We start from the raw sequence: 14,333 nt of genomic DNA on the forward strand, positions 1-14,333 counted from the left end.
TCGATCCGATAAAATGAAACTAGAGCAGCTGAAGATTCGTGGCCGACTCGCGGCCCTTGCTGTCGCGCTCCAGCTCGAAATTCAGCTTCTGGCCTTCGGCCAGGCCGGAGAAGCCGGCGCGCTCGAGCGCGCTGACATGGACGAAAACGTCCTTGCCGCCGCCGGCCTGCTCGATAAAGCCAAAGCCCTTCTGGCCATTGTAAAACTTCACGGTTCCAGAGTTCATGTGAGTAACTTTCGAATGATAAAAGCCGTCGCGCGGCAAGTATTGCCGCGCATCAACAGATCGACGATTTGGAAAGAGTTTGGCGGGTCGAGAACCTCTGACGCCGCGATAGCCAAGCTGGCCCAAAAAACGATTTGTTATTTCTAGGCCTTAATTGCGGTTTATGTAAGGTGTTTTTTGCCGACTTGGTTCTATTTCAAAATTTATTTCGGATCGTGTCCGTCTAGCAGCGGTCGTGGAATGCTGATACCGTCTCAGCACTAGCAGACAATTGGCAGTTGCTTTCCCGCAGGACCGTCGGTCCTTCGCGGCGGACTGCATTCCCCCATGCGAGGACAAAGCCATGATGTTCACGAAAAGGCCGAAGACCTCGGTCGTCAAAGTTTCTGCGCCGCTGGCCAAGCCGGTCAAGCTGACCGCGCGCAAGGACGAAATCGCGCGTCTGCGGCTCGCCGACAGCGATGGCTCGCGACGTCGCGATCTGCAAATGATGGAAGACAACCGCCTGCGCTGACAGATTTCGAGGGGCTACCGCCCCTCGCGGTACCACATTCCGCCGAGCGCCAGCAGCAGCAAACCAAGGCCGAGGAAGCCGCCGAAGAGCGGCACCCGCGACACCGATTTCAACACACTGTCGTCGGTGGTGCGGAAGCCAAGCCAATCGCGGCCGGAGGCGTCGGCGTTGCCGCGCACCGGCACGACGCTTGGCAGCGAGATGCCGTTGGACAGGGCCGATATGCCGGTCGCGGCAAGGCGGCGCACATCGCCGCCGGTTGCCTCAGCCGCCGGACGCAGCACATTCTCGGTCGACACCACGTCGGCGAATTCAGGTGCGTTGACCGGACCGACATGGGCGAGGGCGGTCAGGTCGCCATTGCCGACCTGGTAGAGGCCGATCTCGCCGACCTCGACACTGCCGGTGAAGATGCCAGGGTCGCTCTTGACGAGCTGGACATCGAGCGTCTTGCCGGACGGCGTGATGACGCGGGCCGGACCAGCTTCGTCGCGCATCGTCTGGCGGCGGATATCGAGCACCATGCCGCGGCCGTCGGCGGTCAGGCGCTCTTCCTCCAGCTCGGGCTCCTTCATCAGCCAATGCGCGATGCGGCGGTAGAGCGAGACATGCGGGCCGCCACCCTCGAAGCCGCGTGCCCACAGCCAGCCCTGGTCGGACAGGAACATGCCGACCCGGCCTTCGCCCTTGCGGTCGAGCAGGAGCAGGGGCCTGTCATCGGCACCCTTCATCACCACTTCGCCCTCCGGTTGTTCGATGCCGATCTGGCGGAACCAGCGGCTCCAGCGCGGCGGCTCCAGCGCCGAACCCTCTAGCCCGCGCGTCACCGGGTGGCGCTGGCCGAGCTCGGTCAGGCGCGGATAAAACGCCTTCTCGATGACGTCACCATTGGGCATCGCCGGCAGCGCCGAAATCAGCGGCGTGTTGGCGATCGACTGCTCGCCGGCATATTCGGGGCCGGCGGCTATCAGCAGCGCGCCGCCTTTTTCAACGTATTCGGCGATGTAGTCGTAATAGAGGATCGGCAGCACGTCGCGGTGCTGGTAGCGGTCGAAGATGATCAGGTCGAAGTCGTTGATGCGCTCGACAAACAGTTCGCGCGTCGGAAATGCGATCAGCGACAGTTCGTTGATCGGCGTGCCGTCCTGCTTTTCAGGCGGCCGCAGAATGGTGAAATGAACGAGGTCGACCGAGGCGTCGGACTTGAGCAGGTTGCGCCAGGTGCGCTCGCCGGCATGCGGTTCGCCCGAGACCAGAAGCACGCGCAAATTCTCGCGGATGCCGTCGACGAGGGCTATGGCACGGTTGTTTGTGTCGGTAAGCTCGCCCGGAACACGGTCGATCGACAATTCGACGATGTTGCGCCCGGCACTCGGAACGGTGATCTGCAGCGGCATTTCCTGGCCGACAAAGGCGCGCTGCACCGACACCTGGTTGCCGTTGATCGAGACCCGCACGTCGACCGACCCGGCCTCGCCTCCGGTGTCGATCACCCGATAGGTCATGTCGAGCGGCTTGCCGACGATGCCAAAGCGGGGAGCGTTCTCGAAGCGGATGCGGCGGTCGCGCTCGTTCTCCTCGCCGGTGATGAGGGCGTGCAACGGCGCGCTCATCGCCGCTGTGCCGGGCACGTCGTGCACCTGGCCATCAGTCACCATGACGGCACCGCCGATGCGCGACGGCGGCACATCGCGGAACGCACCTTCGAGTGCCGCAAACAGCCGCGTTTCCGTGCGGTCGTCGGCGGCGTCGGCGCGGCCGGCCTCGATCACACGCACCTCGAACTGCTTGAAGCGCGCCAGCCGTTCCTTGAGGCCCTCGACTGCGGCATTGGTCTGGGCGGTACGGTCGCCGATGTCTTGGCTCTGGCTGCGGTCGACGACGATGGCGACGACACTTTTCAGCGGTTCGCGTTCCTCGTCGAGGATGACCGGGTTTGCCAGCGCCAGCCCCAGCGCGCCAAGCGCCACCAGCCGCAGCCAGGCGCCGCGCTGGCGGAACCACAGGCCGACAAGCGCGAGCAGGGCAAGCGGCACGAGCAGGACGGCCAGCAACGACCACGACAACAGGGGCTCGAAAGCGACGGACCAGTTCATGTCATTGCCCCAGCCGTTCGAGCAGCACGGGTACGTGTACCTGGTCGGATTTGTAGTTGCCGGTCAGCATGTACATCATGATGTTGACGCCGGCGCGCAGCGCGTAGATTCGCTGCATCGGATCCGAGGGCACCGTCGGCAGCATCGGGTCCCCGTTCTCGTCGATTGCCCAGGCCCCGGCGAAATCATTGGCGGTGATCATGATCGGGGTCACGCCGTCACCGGTGCGCACCGGCCGGCCCTCCGCGTTCGAAGCCTCAAGCGACGCCTCGACCCAGAGTGGGCTGCCGTTGAAGCGGCCTGGGAACTCCGGAAGGATGAAGAACGCCTTGGTCAGCACATGATCGGCCGGCACCGGCTCCAGTGGTGGCACGTTGAGACTGGAAAGGATATCGCGCAGCCGCTCGGTCGCCGGGCTCGCTGCATCGGCGCCAATGCCATTGGCGAACTGGTCGCGGGTATCGAAAAGCACGGTGCCGCCCTGCTTCATGTAGGCGTCGACGCGGGCGATCGCCGCTTCGCTCGGCATCGCGGCGGCCGGGTCGATCGGCCAGTAGATCAACGGGTAGAAGGCAAGTTCGTCCTTGGCGATGTCGACGCCGGCCGGTTCGCCCGGTTCGAGCGCGGTCTTCTCGATCAGGAATTTTGTCAGCCCGGCGATGCCGGCACGGCTGATGGCGTCGACCGAGGCTTCGCCGGTCAGAACATAGGCGACGCGGGTCTTCGAGATTGCCTCGACCGCCTCGACGTCGCCCGGCTTGGCGTCGTCGGCACGCGCCAGATCCGGCTGCGCCATCAGCGCGCCGAGGCATAGCAACACTGCCGCGGTCGTGCCGGCCGTTCGCCCGCGTCTCGCGCCACGCCGCGAGAACATGCCGCCCATCCAAAGCACGGCGAGCGTGTCGAGCGCCATCAATGCCAGAGCTGCTGCCACAAGCGAGCCTTTCAGATCGCGCGATTCGTCGAAAGCGTAACGTATTTCGGTCACCGGCGCAGAAAGCTGGGGTCGCACCAGCGGCGACAGCGTGCTGTCGGATTTCAGCAGATTGTGGGCGAGCACACCTTCTTCGCTGCCATAGAGGCCGGGCGGGTTTTCGAGCGTGACGGGCAGGACGCCGGCGCTTGCGAGCAGAGGCCGGGCATCCGGCGTCGGCGGAACGATACGTCCGTCGGCCGAAATCATCCGGTACGGCGCCAGCGACGCCGGCTTGCCCTCGACGCCCGCGGTTGCCGCGCCCTGGTTGCGCGACAGCTGCACGATCCGGCGCAGCATCTCGACGAAGCTGCCCGATATCGGCAGGTTCGACCATGTCGCCTGTGGCGCGATGTGGAACAGCACCAGCGTTCCCTTGCCGCGGCGGGCGCCAGTTACCAGCGGGGTACCGTCGGCGAGATTGGCCCAGGTGCTGGCGGCAAGGTCAGGCGTCGGCTCTGCCAGCACCTGCTTGCTTACAGTCACCTCGTTGGGCGGCGACAGGTCGGCAAACGGGCCGGCGTTGGGGAAGTCGCTGACCGGTTGCGGTGCCGTCCATGATAGAGCGCCGCCGAGCGAGCGTTCGCCGAGCCTGAGCCGCACCGGCAGCAATTCCTCGTCATTGCCGGCCGCAGCGAGGCGGGAGCCGGCAAAACGCACCAGCGTGCCGCCCTCCTTGAGCCAGGTCAGCAATTTTTCGCGCGCCTGCGGCGGGATGGTGCCGACGTCGGCCATGACAATCATTGCCGGCTTCTGCTCCAGCATTTGCGGGATCGCCTCGGCGAGATCCGAACTCGTCGGCTCGCTCAGGTCAGCAAAGGGTTCGAGGGCGCGGCGAATGTAATAGAGCGGCGCCAGCAGCGGCTGCGAGTCGTCGGCGTCCGACTGCGAGAGCAGCCCGACGCGGCGACGTTTGGAGCTATCGTCGAGCACTCGCACCGCGCCCGCCTGGCCCTGGCCGTCGAGCGCGATCGAAGCAAAATCGTTGCGCAGTTCGAAAGGCACGGTCAGCGTGCCGGTCGCCACCGTCTCGCCCGGCGCGAAGGTCAGCGTGGCGTCGGCGATGCGGCGGCCCTTGTCGTCGAAGGCACCTGCCGTCACGGCCCCCGGAGCGGGGTCGCCCGGGGCGCGGATCGCCGTCAGCGCAAAGCCGTCCATCTCGTTTTCGGCTGATGTCAGGCCCTTGGCGTCGAGCCGTTCGGGCGACGCCCACAGCACATTGGCTGGGCTCTGGCCAAGCAGCGTCGAAAACGCTTGTTCGTCGCCTTCACCCGCCAGCCCGTCGTCGAGAACGGCTATGCTCGTGCCGGGCAAAGTTGCCAGGACGGTGGCGACGCGTGCGTAAACCGGTCCCCTGTCGGTCGGCACCGGCCGCGGTTCGGCGGCGCGCAGGCGATCGAGCGCTGCCTGCGCGTCGAACGGACCGATCTCGGCATTGGGTTTTTCGGCAGTGAAGGCCAGCACGACCGGCTGTCCGGCGGCACCGGCATCGGCGATCAGCCGTTCGGCCGTGGCAACGCGTCGTTTCCAGTCCGGTGCGCTCGACCAGCCATTGTCGACCACAAGTGCAAGGGCAGCACCACCCGTCGGCAGCTTCTCGCGCGGATTGAAGATCGGCTCGGCCAGTGCCAGCACCACCAGTGCCGCCATCAGCAGGCGTAGCAGGGTGAGCCACCACGGGCTCTGATGCGGCGTCTCTTCCTTCTTGAACACCCGTGCCAAGATCTTCAGCGGCGGAAAGATTTCGGCCTGTGGCTTTGGCGGAGTCAGCCTGAGCAGCCACCAGATGACGGGCAGGGCGAGCAGGCCCCACAGCACAAGAGGAAATCCGAACGATAGCGGCAGCCAGTTCATCGGCGCCCTCCGGGACCGTGGCCTTCGGCGGTCAGTGCCATATGCACGTGCACCAGCGCGTCCGAGGCAAGGCGGTCTGTGTGGTTGACCGTGTAGCTCCAGCCAAGCCGCTTGCACCAGGCGGCCAATTCCTCGCGCCGAGCGGCGTACAGGTTGCGATAGGCTTCCGACAATTGCTCGGCGCGTCCGGCGGTCAGCTTTTCGCCCGTTTCAGGATCGGTGAATTCGGTGCGGCCGGCATAGGGGAAACTCTCTTCCGCAGGGTCGGCGACCTCGATCAGATGCGCGCGCGCGCCGTGGCGGGCCAGGGTGTCCAGCCAGGTCATCGTCTCTTCGACCGGGTCGAGGAAGTCACTGATGATGACGATATCGGAGAAGCGGCGGATGCTGGAAAGGTCAGGCTTCGCCGGCAGCGAAACCGCCTGCGCGAGATGCGAGGCCAGGCGTTCGGCGCCGTTGCGGGCGCTGAACGGGTCGGTCAGTCCCGGCCAGGCGATGCGCTCGCCGCTGCGCGACAGAAGCTCGGCCAGCGCAAAGACCAGGACCAGCGCGCGCGATTCCTTCGACACGGTCGCCGTCTTCGACTTGTACAGCATCGAGTGCGACAGGTCCGCCCACAGCCAGACGGTGTGCGCCGCTTCCCATTCGCGGTCGCGCACATAGGTATGGTCGTCTCGGGCCGAGCGGCGCCAGTCGATGCGCGCCATAGCCTCACCCTGCACATAGGGCCGGAACTGCCAGAAATTCTCGCCGATGCCGCGCTTCTTGCGGCCATGCCAGCCGGCGATGACAGTATTGACGATGCGGCGGGCCTCGACCAGCAGGTCAGGCACAAGCGAGGCGCGCAACCTGCCACGGGCAAGCGCATCGCTGGTCGCAACCGGTGCCGATGCCTCGCCGATGCGCGCCATCAGATGTCTTTGACCAGCCGCGCCACCACGTCGCGGACCGTCATGCCTTCGGCACGGGCGGCGAAGGTCAGCGCCATGCGGTGCTGAAGCACAGGCTCCGCCAGCGCGCGGATGTCGTCGATCGACGGTGCAAGGCGCCCGTCATAGAGCGCGCGGGCCCTGGCGCACAGCGTCAGCGCCTGGCTGGCGCGCGGGCCGGGGCCCCAGGAGACGTGCTTGTCGGTCTCGGCATTGCCCTGGCCTGGGCGCGCCGAGCGCACAAGCTTGAGGATCGCCTCGACTACGGTTTCGGACACCGGCATGCGCCGGATCAGGTGCTGGACGTCCTTCAGCCGCTCGGGGTCGAGCACATTCTGTGCCCTGGCGTCCTCGATGCCGGTGGTTTCCAGCAAAATGCGACGCTCGGCCTCGATCTCGGGATAAAGGATGTCGACCTGCATCAGGAAGCGGTCGAGCTGGGCTTCCGGCAGCGGATAGGTGCCTTCCTGCTCGAGCGGGTTCTGGGTTGCCAGCACATGGAAAGGAGTGGGAAGGTCGTGGCGCTCGCCGGCCACCGTCACGTGGTACTCCTGCATCGCCTGCAGCAGCGCCGACTGGGTGCGGGGGCTAGCGCGGTTGATCTCGTCGGCCATCAGCAATTGCGCGAAGATCGGCCCTGATATGAAGCGGAAGGAGCGCTTGCCCTGGTCGTCCTGCTCCATCACCTCGGAGCCGAGGATATCTGATGGCATCAGGTCGGGCGTGAACTGGATGCGCCGCGAATCGAGGCCGAGCACGATGCCGAGCGTCTCGACCAGCTTGGTCTTGGCAAGGCCGGGCACGCCGACAAGCAGCGCATGGCCGCCGGCCAACAGCGCCACCAGAGTGCGTTCGACGACGCTTTCCTGGCCGAAGATGACGCGTCCGACGCCGGCGCGGATCTTGGCGATGTCGGCAAGCGCACGTTCGGCTGCGGCGATCATCTCGCTCTCGCTCATCGCCGTTTCCTTGATCATCACGCTCATACGGGCCGGATCCTTCTTCTGGCGCGGGGTCTTGAAATCGAAAGCGATTCCCGGACCGCCGATGCGCTCACTCAAAATGCTACAGCGTGCCTCTCTCGTCCATCAGAACAGGGAGCCGCTTCGTCAATCTACAAGGATTATTTGCCTCTTGGTCCGGTGCGTCGTCCGTGCGGACGTCGTGCCTGCCGCCCAATCCCCAGAGGTCAAACGATCCCGGGCGTCGCGATCTCCTTGGCCCGCACCTTTGCGTGGTCATGGCATTGAACTTAAATCACTTGCCTATGCTGACAAGCGCAACAACAGTGACTATTTCGTGACCATGACTGGTGACCTCGACCATAGCCGCGAGGCGGCAACCGACCTTGGACTGGCCCGCGCCGGCGATGCGGCCGGCCTCGAGGCGCTGATCTCGCGCGCCGCCCGCGCCGGCAAGGGTCTGCCGCCGGTCGAGCGCTGGAACCCCGCTTTCTGCGGCGATCTCGACATGGAGATCAAGCCCGACGGGACCTGGTTCTATTTGGGCACGCCGATCGGTCGTATGCCGCTGGTGCAGCTGTTTTCGACCGTTCTGCGCAAGGACGAGGATGGCAAGACCTACCTGATCACCCCGGTGGAAAAGGTCGGCATCCGCGTCGTCGACGCGCATTTCGTCGCCGTCGAGATGAACGTCACGGGCGAAGGCGCCGACCAGGTCCTGACCTTTCGCACCAATGTCGGCGATGTCGTCGAAGCCGGGCCCGAGCATCCGCTGCGTTTCGTCGACGAGCCCGAGACCGGCGGCCTCAAGCCCTACCTGCTTGTGCGTGGCCGGCTCGAGGCGCTTGTCGCCCGTCCTGTCATGTATGAGCTGGTCGAATATGGCGAACGGGTCAAAATATCACGCAAGGACATGTTTGCCGTACGTTCGAAGGGTGAGGTCTACCCCATAATGCCCTGGGACAGGCTGGAGCGGCTGAGCGCGTGATGGTTGATGCCCCGACAGCGCATTATTCGGCGCAGGATTTTCGCCAGCGCGCCGCACAGGAGCATCTCAACGATGCCGTTGCCGACTATGGCGACCACGTGCTCAATCCGGACATGCGCGAACTGTTCGTACATGACCGGTTGCGCGACGCCGCCGTACTGATCCCGGTCGTCGACCATGGCGACGCCTCGACAATCATCCTGACCAAGCGCGCCGAGAAGCTGAAGAGCCACTCGGGCCAGATCGCCTTCCCCGGCGGACGCATCGACCCGACCGACGTCTCGCCCGAGGCGGCGGCGCTGCGGGAAACAGTCGAGGAGATCGGCATAACCTCCGACTACATCGAAATCATCGGGCGCTTGCCGGATTATGTCACCGGCAGCGGTTACCGCATCGCGCCGGTGCTTGGCATCGTGCGTCCCGGCTTCCGCCTGACAGTCAACGAGGGTGAAGTGGACGACGTCTTCGAGGTGCCGCTCGGCTTCCTGATGGATCCGGCCAATCATGGCCGCGCCAGCCGCACCTGGCAGGACCAGGAGCGTTTCTTCTATGCCATGCCCTATGAGGAGCGTTACATCTGGGGCGTCACCGCCGGCATCATCCGCGCGCTCTATGAAAGGCTCTACACATGAGCGCAACTATCGCCGGCGCCTCCTGGCTGAACGATCCGCAGCTGCAGAAACTGCTCGCCGTCCTCAACGCCGATGACGGCGAGGCGCGCATCGCCGGTGGTGCCGTGCGCAATACGCTGCTCGGTGAGCCCGTCGCAGATGTCGACATCGCGACCACCAACTTGCCTGACGAGACCGTCCGCCGCGCCGAAGCGGCCGGCTTCAGGACCGCACCCACCGGCGCCGAGCATGGCACCATCACCGTTATTGCCGGCGGCAAGCCGTTCGAGGTCACCACCTTGCGCGCCGATGTCGAGACCGATGGCCGCCGGGCCAAGGTCGTTTTCGGCAACGACTGGACGGCGGACGCCGAGCGGCGCGATTTCACCATCAACGCGCTTTACGCGCTGGCCGACGGCAGCGTGATCGACCTTGTCGGCGGGCTGACCGATCTCGAAAGCCGCACGCTGCGCTTCATCGGCGATGCCGAGACACGCATCCGCGAGGACTATCTGCGGATCCTGCGCTTTTTCCGCTTCTTTGCCTGGTATGGCAAAGGCCGTCCTGATGCCGAAGGGCTCAAGGCCTGCGCTCGGCTCAAGGACGGGATCGCGCGGCTGTCCGCCGAGCGCGTATGGTCGGAGCTGAAGCGGCTGCTTGGCGCGCCCGATCCGTCGCGCGCGCTGTTGTGGATGCGCCAGGCTGGCGTTCTGACCGCGGCTCTGCCCGAAAGCGAGAAGTGGGGCATCGATGCCATCCACGCACTGGTCCGGGCGGAACACGATCTTGGCTGGAAAGCCGACCCGCTGCTGCGGCTCGAATCGATCGTGCCGCCAGATGCGGCGCGCATGAAAACGCTTGGCGACCGGCTGAGGCTCGCCAATGTCGAAACCGACAGGTTGGTCCAGTGGGCGGCAACCGCCAAGGTCGAGCCTGTCGCCACCGAGGGCGAACTGGCGAAGCGTCTCTATCGCGGCAATGTCGAGGCCCTTGCAGACAGGCTGCGTCTCGATCTCGCCTCGGCGCGCGGTCGCGCCGAACAGGACGACAAGGCGTTGATCGAGGCGGGCGGCTACTTCCGCCTGCTGTCCTTTAGCGACAAATGGCAAAAACCCGACTTCCCTCTGCGCGGCGGCGACCTGGCACCGCTCGGCGTCGAGGGAGCGGCACTCGGTTCGTTGCTCAAGGCTGTGGAGCGGGAGTGGGTCGACAGTGGCTTTACACTCGGGCGCGACGCGCTGCTCGAGCGCGCCGCCGAAAGGCTGAAAGCCTAGCGCATAGGCCCGAAAATCGGTTTCGATGTTCCGAAAGCACCATATGCAAGATTCAGGAGTCAGGCCGCGTCGCGGACCTTCTCGATACGCGAGCGAATCGCTTCGATCATCGTCTCGCGGATGATGGTTTCGCCGTGAGTCTCGCGCATATGCTCGGCCACGCGGCGAATAATTTCAGCTTCATCCTCGTGGCGGGTGTGCCACTGGCAGCCGGGGACAAGCGACCCGCATTGAAATTCCTTCATCGGATGTCTCCTTCCTCGTCCGTTTCGGGGGTGCACTATAACACGCAATCGGGCGATTGGTTGCGCTTGGTGGTGGGCCAGCCGACAGTTTGAGATGGGTCGCCTGCGCATCCGCGCAAAAGACCCACCTTATCAGTGCGTTGCCGCAGCGCGTTGAAAAAATGATTCCGCCGGCCTGCGGTGGGGATCAATGAAAAAGGGCGGAACCTCGTGCTCCGCCCTTTTTGCAGCGCGCGGCTTTGGCGCTACTTCACGATCTTGACGGATTCCGCCACCTTGTTTGCGCCGCTCATGTCCCACATGACCGAAACCTTTTCGCCTGCCTTCAGGCCAGGATCCTTGAACTTCTTCGACAGCACGAAGGCGGTGCCGTCGTTGAGCGTCAGGCTCATCGCCTTGGCGTCGAATGTCTTGATCGTCCCGTCCGTATGCTGGACGGCGGCGAAGGCTACGGCAGAGGTTGCAAAAATGGCAGCAGCGGCTGCCGGAACAAGAAGCTTGCGCATGGCATGCTCTCCGACGAATGCGGGCGCCCGAACGGGGCTAACCCGCCTTTTGAAGGGCCGTCCGGTCACGTCGCGTCGCGGTCGAGGAGGTCGAACCGCCGGCGTTTCCCGGCCCCGTCGACAGAGATAGACCTGTCTCGCCGGAGGCATATTAGACGAAAAACATATTTAGAAACGGCGACTTAGCCACATTCGACGCCAGATTTTCGCTTTGTGGCATCGATTGTGGCACACGCCGGTGCAGCCAAAAGCCGCAGCCGGCAGGCGTCGTTATTCGCCGAACTTCTTCTTCGGCTTGTACTTCTTGGCAGCGCCCGCTGGCTTGTCGTAGGCGGGCTTGTCGCCTGCACGGTTTTCGTACGGCTTCTTTTCGTACGGCTTCTTTTCGTACGGCTTTTTCTCGTAAGGCTTCTTCTCGAAGGCCTTCTTCTTGAAGGGCGGCTTGTCGGAAGGGTCGTACTGGCCCTTGCGATGCTGCTTCTTCGGCTTGCCGGCACTGTCGCCGCCGCCGGGTGCGCCCGCGAGCCGCTTGATGTCGACACCTTTTTCGCCTGACCCGTTCTGTTCGACGGTGCGGGCGTAGTTGTCGGCGCGGTTGGCCACGATTTCGAAATGTGATTCGGTGTCGAAGATGCGGATCGAGCCGATCTCGGTCTTGGTCACGTGACCCGCCTTGCACAGCAGCGGCAGCAGCCAGCGCGGCTCGGCGCGCTGCTTGCGGCCGACCGAGACCGAGAACCACACGCCGTCGGTGAAGCGGTTGTCGGGACGCTCGGCCTTTGCTGCATCGAAAGCCGGGATCGGGCGATCGGAAAGCTCTTCAGCCGCCGGGCGCGATGCCATCTGCTGGCGCAGCCAGGCGAGAGCTAGTGTCTCGGGCGAGTGTGCTGCCAGGACCTCGGCGACGATGGCCGCCTCGTCCTCACCCGCCGCCTCGATATCGTTGAGTTCGGCCAGCATGCGCTCGCGGTTGCGCGCGTCGATCTCGGCTGGTCCGGGTGCCGACTGCGTCGTTGCCTCAAGCTTGGCCAGCTTGAGCAGGCGCGTCGCGCTGCCACGGCGATGGAACGGCACGATCAGCACGCACACGCCCTTGCGGCCGGCACGGCCGGTACGGCCCGAGCGGTGCAACAGCGTGTCCGGGTTGGTTGGCAGGTCGGCATGGATGACCAGGTCGAGATTGGGCAGGTCGATGCCGCGGGCGGCAACGTCGGTAGCAACGCAGACGCGGGCACGGCCATCGCGCATCGCCTGCAGCGCGTTGTTGCGCTCGGCCTGGCTCAGTTCACCCGACAGTGCCACCACGGCAAAGCCGCGATTGGCAAGCCGGGCCGAGAAATGCTTGACCGCTTCACGAGTCGCACAGAACACCATGGTGCTCTGGGCATCGAAATACAGCAGAGTGTTGATGATGGCGTTCTCGCGCTCCGGCGGCGCGACAAGAACCATGCGGTATTCGATGTCGTCGTGCTGGCGGCTTTCGCCGGCTGCGGTGATGCGCAACGCGTTGCGCTGGAAGCGCTTGGCCATCTGGGCGATCTGCGGCGGCACGGTTGCCGAAAACAACAGCGTGCGGCGTTCCTGCGGTGCTGCCGCCAGAATGAATTCCAGGTCTTCGCGGAAGCCGAGGTCGAGCATCTCGTCGGCTTCGTCGAGGACCACGGCGCGCAGGCCGGAGATGTCGAGCGAGCCGCGGGTGATGTGGTCGCGCAGGCGGCCCGGCGTGCCGACGACGATGTCGACGCCGTCGTTGAGCGTGCGGCGTTCCTTGCTCATGTCCATGCCGCCGACGCAGGAGGCGATGCGCGCGCCGGTCCCGGCATAGAGCCATTCGAACTCGCGGCGCACCTGGATGGCGAGCTCGCGGGTCGGTGCAATGATGACGGCACTTGGGGCGCCGGCACGGTCGAAGCGCTCGCGGCCGTCAAGCAGCGTCGGCGCGATGGCGATGCCGAAGGCCACCGTCTTGCCCGAGCCGGTCTGCGCCGAGACCAGAAGGTCGACGCCGTCGGCCTCCGGTGCCAGCACCGAGGACTGCACGGGGGTGAGCGTTTCGTAGCCACGCGCGGCGAGCGCCCCGGCCAGCGCCGGAACCATGTTGTCGAAAATCGTCACGAAAATCTTCCAATGAGAGCAAGGCCCGTCACATGAGGACGAGGGCCAAGGAAAGCGGGCTCTCTAAAGCTTTGCTGCCCGCACGTCAATGCAACGGCGGGCAGGGCAGCCATGCGTCGGGCTCACGGCCACCTGACTTCGGGCGGCATGCTCGACAGGATCGAGGCGATGTTGCCGCCGGTCTTCAGCCCGAAGATCGTACCGCGATCGTAAAGCAGGTTGAATTCGACATAACGGCCGCGGCGCACCAGTTGTTCGTCACGGTCGCCATCGGTCCAGTTGGTGTTGAAGTTCTGCCGCACCAGATGCTGGTAGGTGACGAGGAAGGCGCGGCCGACGTCCTGGACGAAGCGGAAGTCTGCATCCCAGCCGCCCTTCTCCTCAGGCGAATGCTGCCAGTCGAAGAAGATGCCGCCGGTGCCGCGAGGCTCGTTCCGATGCGGCAGGAAGAAGTACTCGTCGCACCAATCCTTGTATTTCTGGTGGTCGGCGACAGCAGCGTGCTTGGAGCAGGCAAACTGCATCGCCTTGTGGAAAGCGACAGTATCGGCGTCGTCCTGCGTGCGGCGGCGGTCGAGCACCGGCGTAAGGTCAGCACCGCCGCCGAACCACCAGCGCGAGGTTGCCACCATGCGCGTGTTCATGTGGACTGCCGGCACGTTCGGGTTCTGCGGATGGGCGATCAGCGAAATGCCCGAGGCCCAGAAGCGCGGGTCTTCCTCGGCGCCCGGCATCTGCTTGCGGAACTCTGGCGAGAACTCGCCATGCACGGTCGAGGTGTGCACGCCGACCTTCTCGAAGACGCGGCCATGCATCATCGACATGATGCCGCCGCCGCCCTTGCCTTCATCGCGCTGCCAGGGCGTGCGCTCGAAGCGGCCGGGCGCCCACGACGCCAGCGGTCCTTCGACCTGATCCTCCAGCGCCTCGAAGGCGAGACATATGCGGTCGCGCAGCTCCTCGAACCAGGCGCGGGCGCGCGCCTTCCTGTCTTCGATGTCGGCCGGCAGTCCCGCCGGGATTTCAGGACGCTGCAATTT

General features: G+C 64.9%; 13 protein-coding genes. 4 read left to right on the forward strand and 9 right to left on the reverse strand.

The features are described from left to right. Positions 1 to 19: 19 nt before the first annotated feature. The gene (locus tag DY201_RS10300; RefSeq protein ID WP_115731117.1) at positions 20 to 226 is read right to left on the reverse strand and encodes a cold-shock protein; all 207 of its coding nucleotides are present in this window, start codon (positions 224 to 226) and stop codon (positions 20 to 22) included. A gap of 343 nt (positions 227 to 569) precedes the next feature. On the opposite strand from DY201_RS10300, the gene DY201_RS29000 reads away from it, so the two are divergent. Next, the gene (locus DY201_RS29000) at positions 570 to 740 is read left to right on the forward strand and encodes a hypothetical protein (protein ID WP_165915834.1); all 171 of its coding nucleotides are present in this window, start codon (positions 570 to 572) and stop codon (positions 738 to 740) included. Between the two features lie 14 nt (positions 741 to 754). On the opposite strand, the gene DY201_RS10305 is transcribed toward DY201_RS29000, so the two are convergent. The 4 genes from DY201_RS10305 to DY201_RS10320 are packed head-to-tail and all read right to left on the reverse strand — an operon-like array spanning position 755 to position 7,578. Continuing rightward, on the reverse strand, positions 755 to 2,836 hold the full coding sequence (locus tag DY201_RS10305) for a hypothetical protein (protein WP_115731118.1): 2,082 nt from the start codon (positions 2,834 to 2,836) through the stop codon (positions 755 to 757). 1 nt (position 2,837) lies between these two features. Continuing rightward, positions 2,838 to 5,663, reverse strand: a complete 2,826-nt coding sequence (locus DY201_RS10310) for a DUF4159 domain-containing protein (RefSeq protein ID WP_115731119.1) — start codon at positions 5,661 to 5,663, stop codon at positions 2,838 to 2,840. Beyond that, positions 5,660 to 6,574: a DUF58 domain-containing protein gene (locus DY201_RS10315; RefSeq protein WP_115731120.1), complete on the reverse strand. Its 915-nt coding sequence runs from the start codon at positions 6,572 to 6,574 to the stop codon at positions 5,660 to 5,662. The genes DY201_RS10310 and DY201_RS10315 overlap by 4 nt, the downstream gene beginning before the upstream one ends. Continuing rightward, positions 6,574 to 7,578, reverse strand: coding sequence for an AAA family ATPase (locus tag DY201_RS10320; protein WP_115733708.1), 1,005 nt, complete (start codon positions 7,576 to 7,578; stop codon positions 6,574 to 6,576). The genes DY201_RS10315 and DY201_RS10320 overlap by 1 nt, the downstream gene beginning before the upstream one ends. 319 nt (positions 7,579 to 7,897) lie before the next feature. Between DY201_RS10320 and DY201_RS10325 the strand changes: the two genes are divergently transcribed. Genes DY201_RS10325 through DY201_RS10335 form a run of 3 tightly spaced genes read left to right on the forward strand, consistent with a single transcriptional unit; the run spans position 7,898 to position 10,427 of the window. Beyond that, positions 7,898 to 8,542, forward strand: a complete 645-nt coding sequence (locus DY201_RS10325) for a DUF1285 domain-containing protein (protein WP_115733709.1) — start codon at positions 7,898 to 7,900, stop codon at positions 8,540 to 8,542. Beyond that, entirely contained in the window at positions 8,542 to 9,174 is a 633-nt protein-coding gene (locus DY201_RS10330) for a CoA pyrophosphatase (RefSeq protein WP_115731121.1), read from the forward strand. Before DY201_RS10325 ends, DY201_RS10330 begins: the two co-directional genes overlap by 1 nt. Beyond that, a complete protein-coding gene (locus tag DY201_RS10335) occupies positions 9,171 to 10,427 on the forward strand; it encodes a CCA tRNA nucleotidyltransferase (protein WP_115731122.1) in 1,257 nt (418 codons plus the stop codon). Before DY201_RS10330 ends, DY201_RS10335 begins: the two co-directional genes overlap by 4 nt. Before the next feature lie 59 nt (positions 10,428 to 10,486). Here the strand turns inward: DY201_RS10335 and DY201_RS10340 are convergent, their stop codons facing one another. The 4 genes from DY201_RS10340 to hemF form a co-directional block, all read right to left on the reverse strand. Next, the gene (locus DY201_RS10340) at positions 10,487 to 10,672 is read right to left on the reverse strand and encodes a DUF1059 domain-containing protein (RefSeq protein ID WP_115731123.1); all 186 of its coding nucleotides are present in this window, start codon (positions 10,670 to 10,672) and stop codon (positions 10,487 to 10,489) included. A 245-nt stretch (positions 10,673 to 10,917) separates the two neighbouring features. Next, entirely contained in the window at positions 10,918 to 11,178 is a 261-nt protein-coding gene (locus DY201_RS10345; RefSeq protein WP_115731124.1) for a DUF1344 domain-containing protein, read from the reverse strand. A gap of 270 nt (positions 11,179 to 11,448) precedes the next feature. Further along, complete coding sequence (locus DY201_RS10350) at positions 11,449 to 13,293, reverse strand: DEAD/DEAH box helicase (protein WP_115731125.1); 1,845 nt, start codon at positions 13,291 to 13,293, stop codon at positions 11,449 to 11,451. A gap of 122 nt (positions 13,294 to 13,415) precedes the next feature. Further along, a complete protein-coding gene (gene hemF / locus DY201_RS10355) occupies positions 13,416 to 14,330 on the reverse strand; it encodes an oxygen-dependent coproporphyrinogen oxidase (RefSeq protein WP_115731126.1) in 915 nt (304 codons plus the stop codon). Positions 14,331 to 14,333: the final 3 nt, after the last annotated feature.

The organism is Aminobacter aminovorans (assembly GCF_900445235.1).
Classification (GTDB): Bacteria; Pseudomonadota; Alphaproteobacteria; order Rhizobiales; family Rhizobiaceae; genus Aminobacter; species Aminobacter aminovorans.

What these genes read in the sequence shown, in the direction of transcription:
- DY201_RS10310 (WP_115731119.1), bottom strand. Translation starts at nt 5,663, where the DNA reads ATGAACTGGCTGCCGCTATCGTTCGGATTTCCTCTTGTGCTGTGGGGC.
- DY201_RS10335 (WP_115731122.1), top strand. Translation starts at nt 9,171, where the DNA reads ATGAGCGCAACTATCGCCGGCGCCTCCTGGCTGAACGATCCGCAGCTG.
- DY201_RS10330 (WP_115731121.1), top strand. Translation starts at nt 8,542, where the DNA reads ATGGTTGATGCCCCGACAGCGCATTATTCGGCGCAGGATTTTCGCCAG.
- DY201_RS10345 (WP_115731124.1), bottom strand. Translation starts at nt 11,178, where the DNA reads ATGCGCAAGCTTCTTGTTCCGGCAGCCGCTGCTGCCATTTTTGCAACC.
- DY201_RS10340 (WP_115731123.1), bottom strand. Translation starts at nt 10,672, where the DNA reads ATGAAGGAATTTCAATGCGGGTCGCTTGTCCCCGGCTGCCAGTGGCAC.
- DY201_RS10315 (WP_115731120.1), bottom strand. Translation starts at nt 6,574, where the DNA reads ATGGCGCGCATCGGCGAGGCATCGGCACCGGTTGCGACCAGCGATGCG.
- DY201_RS10325 (WP_115733709.1), top strand. Translation starts at nt 7,898, where the DNA reads ATGACTGGTGACCTCGACCATAGCCGCGAGGCGGCAACCGACCTTGGA.
- DY201_RS10300 (WP_115731117.1), bottom strand. Translation starts at nt 226, where the DNA reads ATGAACTCTGGAACCGTGAAGTTTTACAATGGCCAGAAGGGCTTTGGC.
- DY201_RS10320 (WP_115733708.1), bottom strand. Translation starts at nt 7,578, where the DNA reads ATGAGCGTGATGATCAAGGAAACGGCGATGAGCGAGAGCGAGATGATC.
- DY201_RS29000 (WP_165915834.1), top strand. Translation starts at nt 570, where the DNA reads ATGATGTTCACGAAAAGGCCGAAGACCTCGGTCGTCAAAGTTTCTGCG.
- DY201_RS10305 (WP_115731118.1), bottom strand. Translation starts at nt 2,836, where the DNA reads ATGAACTGGTCCGTCGCTTTCGAGCCCCTGTTGTCGTGGTCGTTGCTG.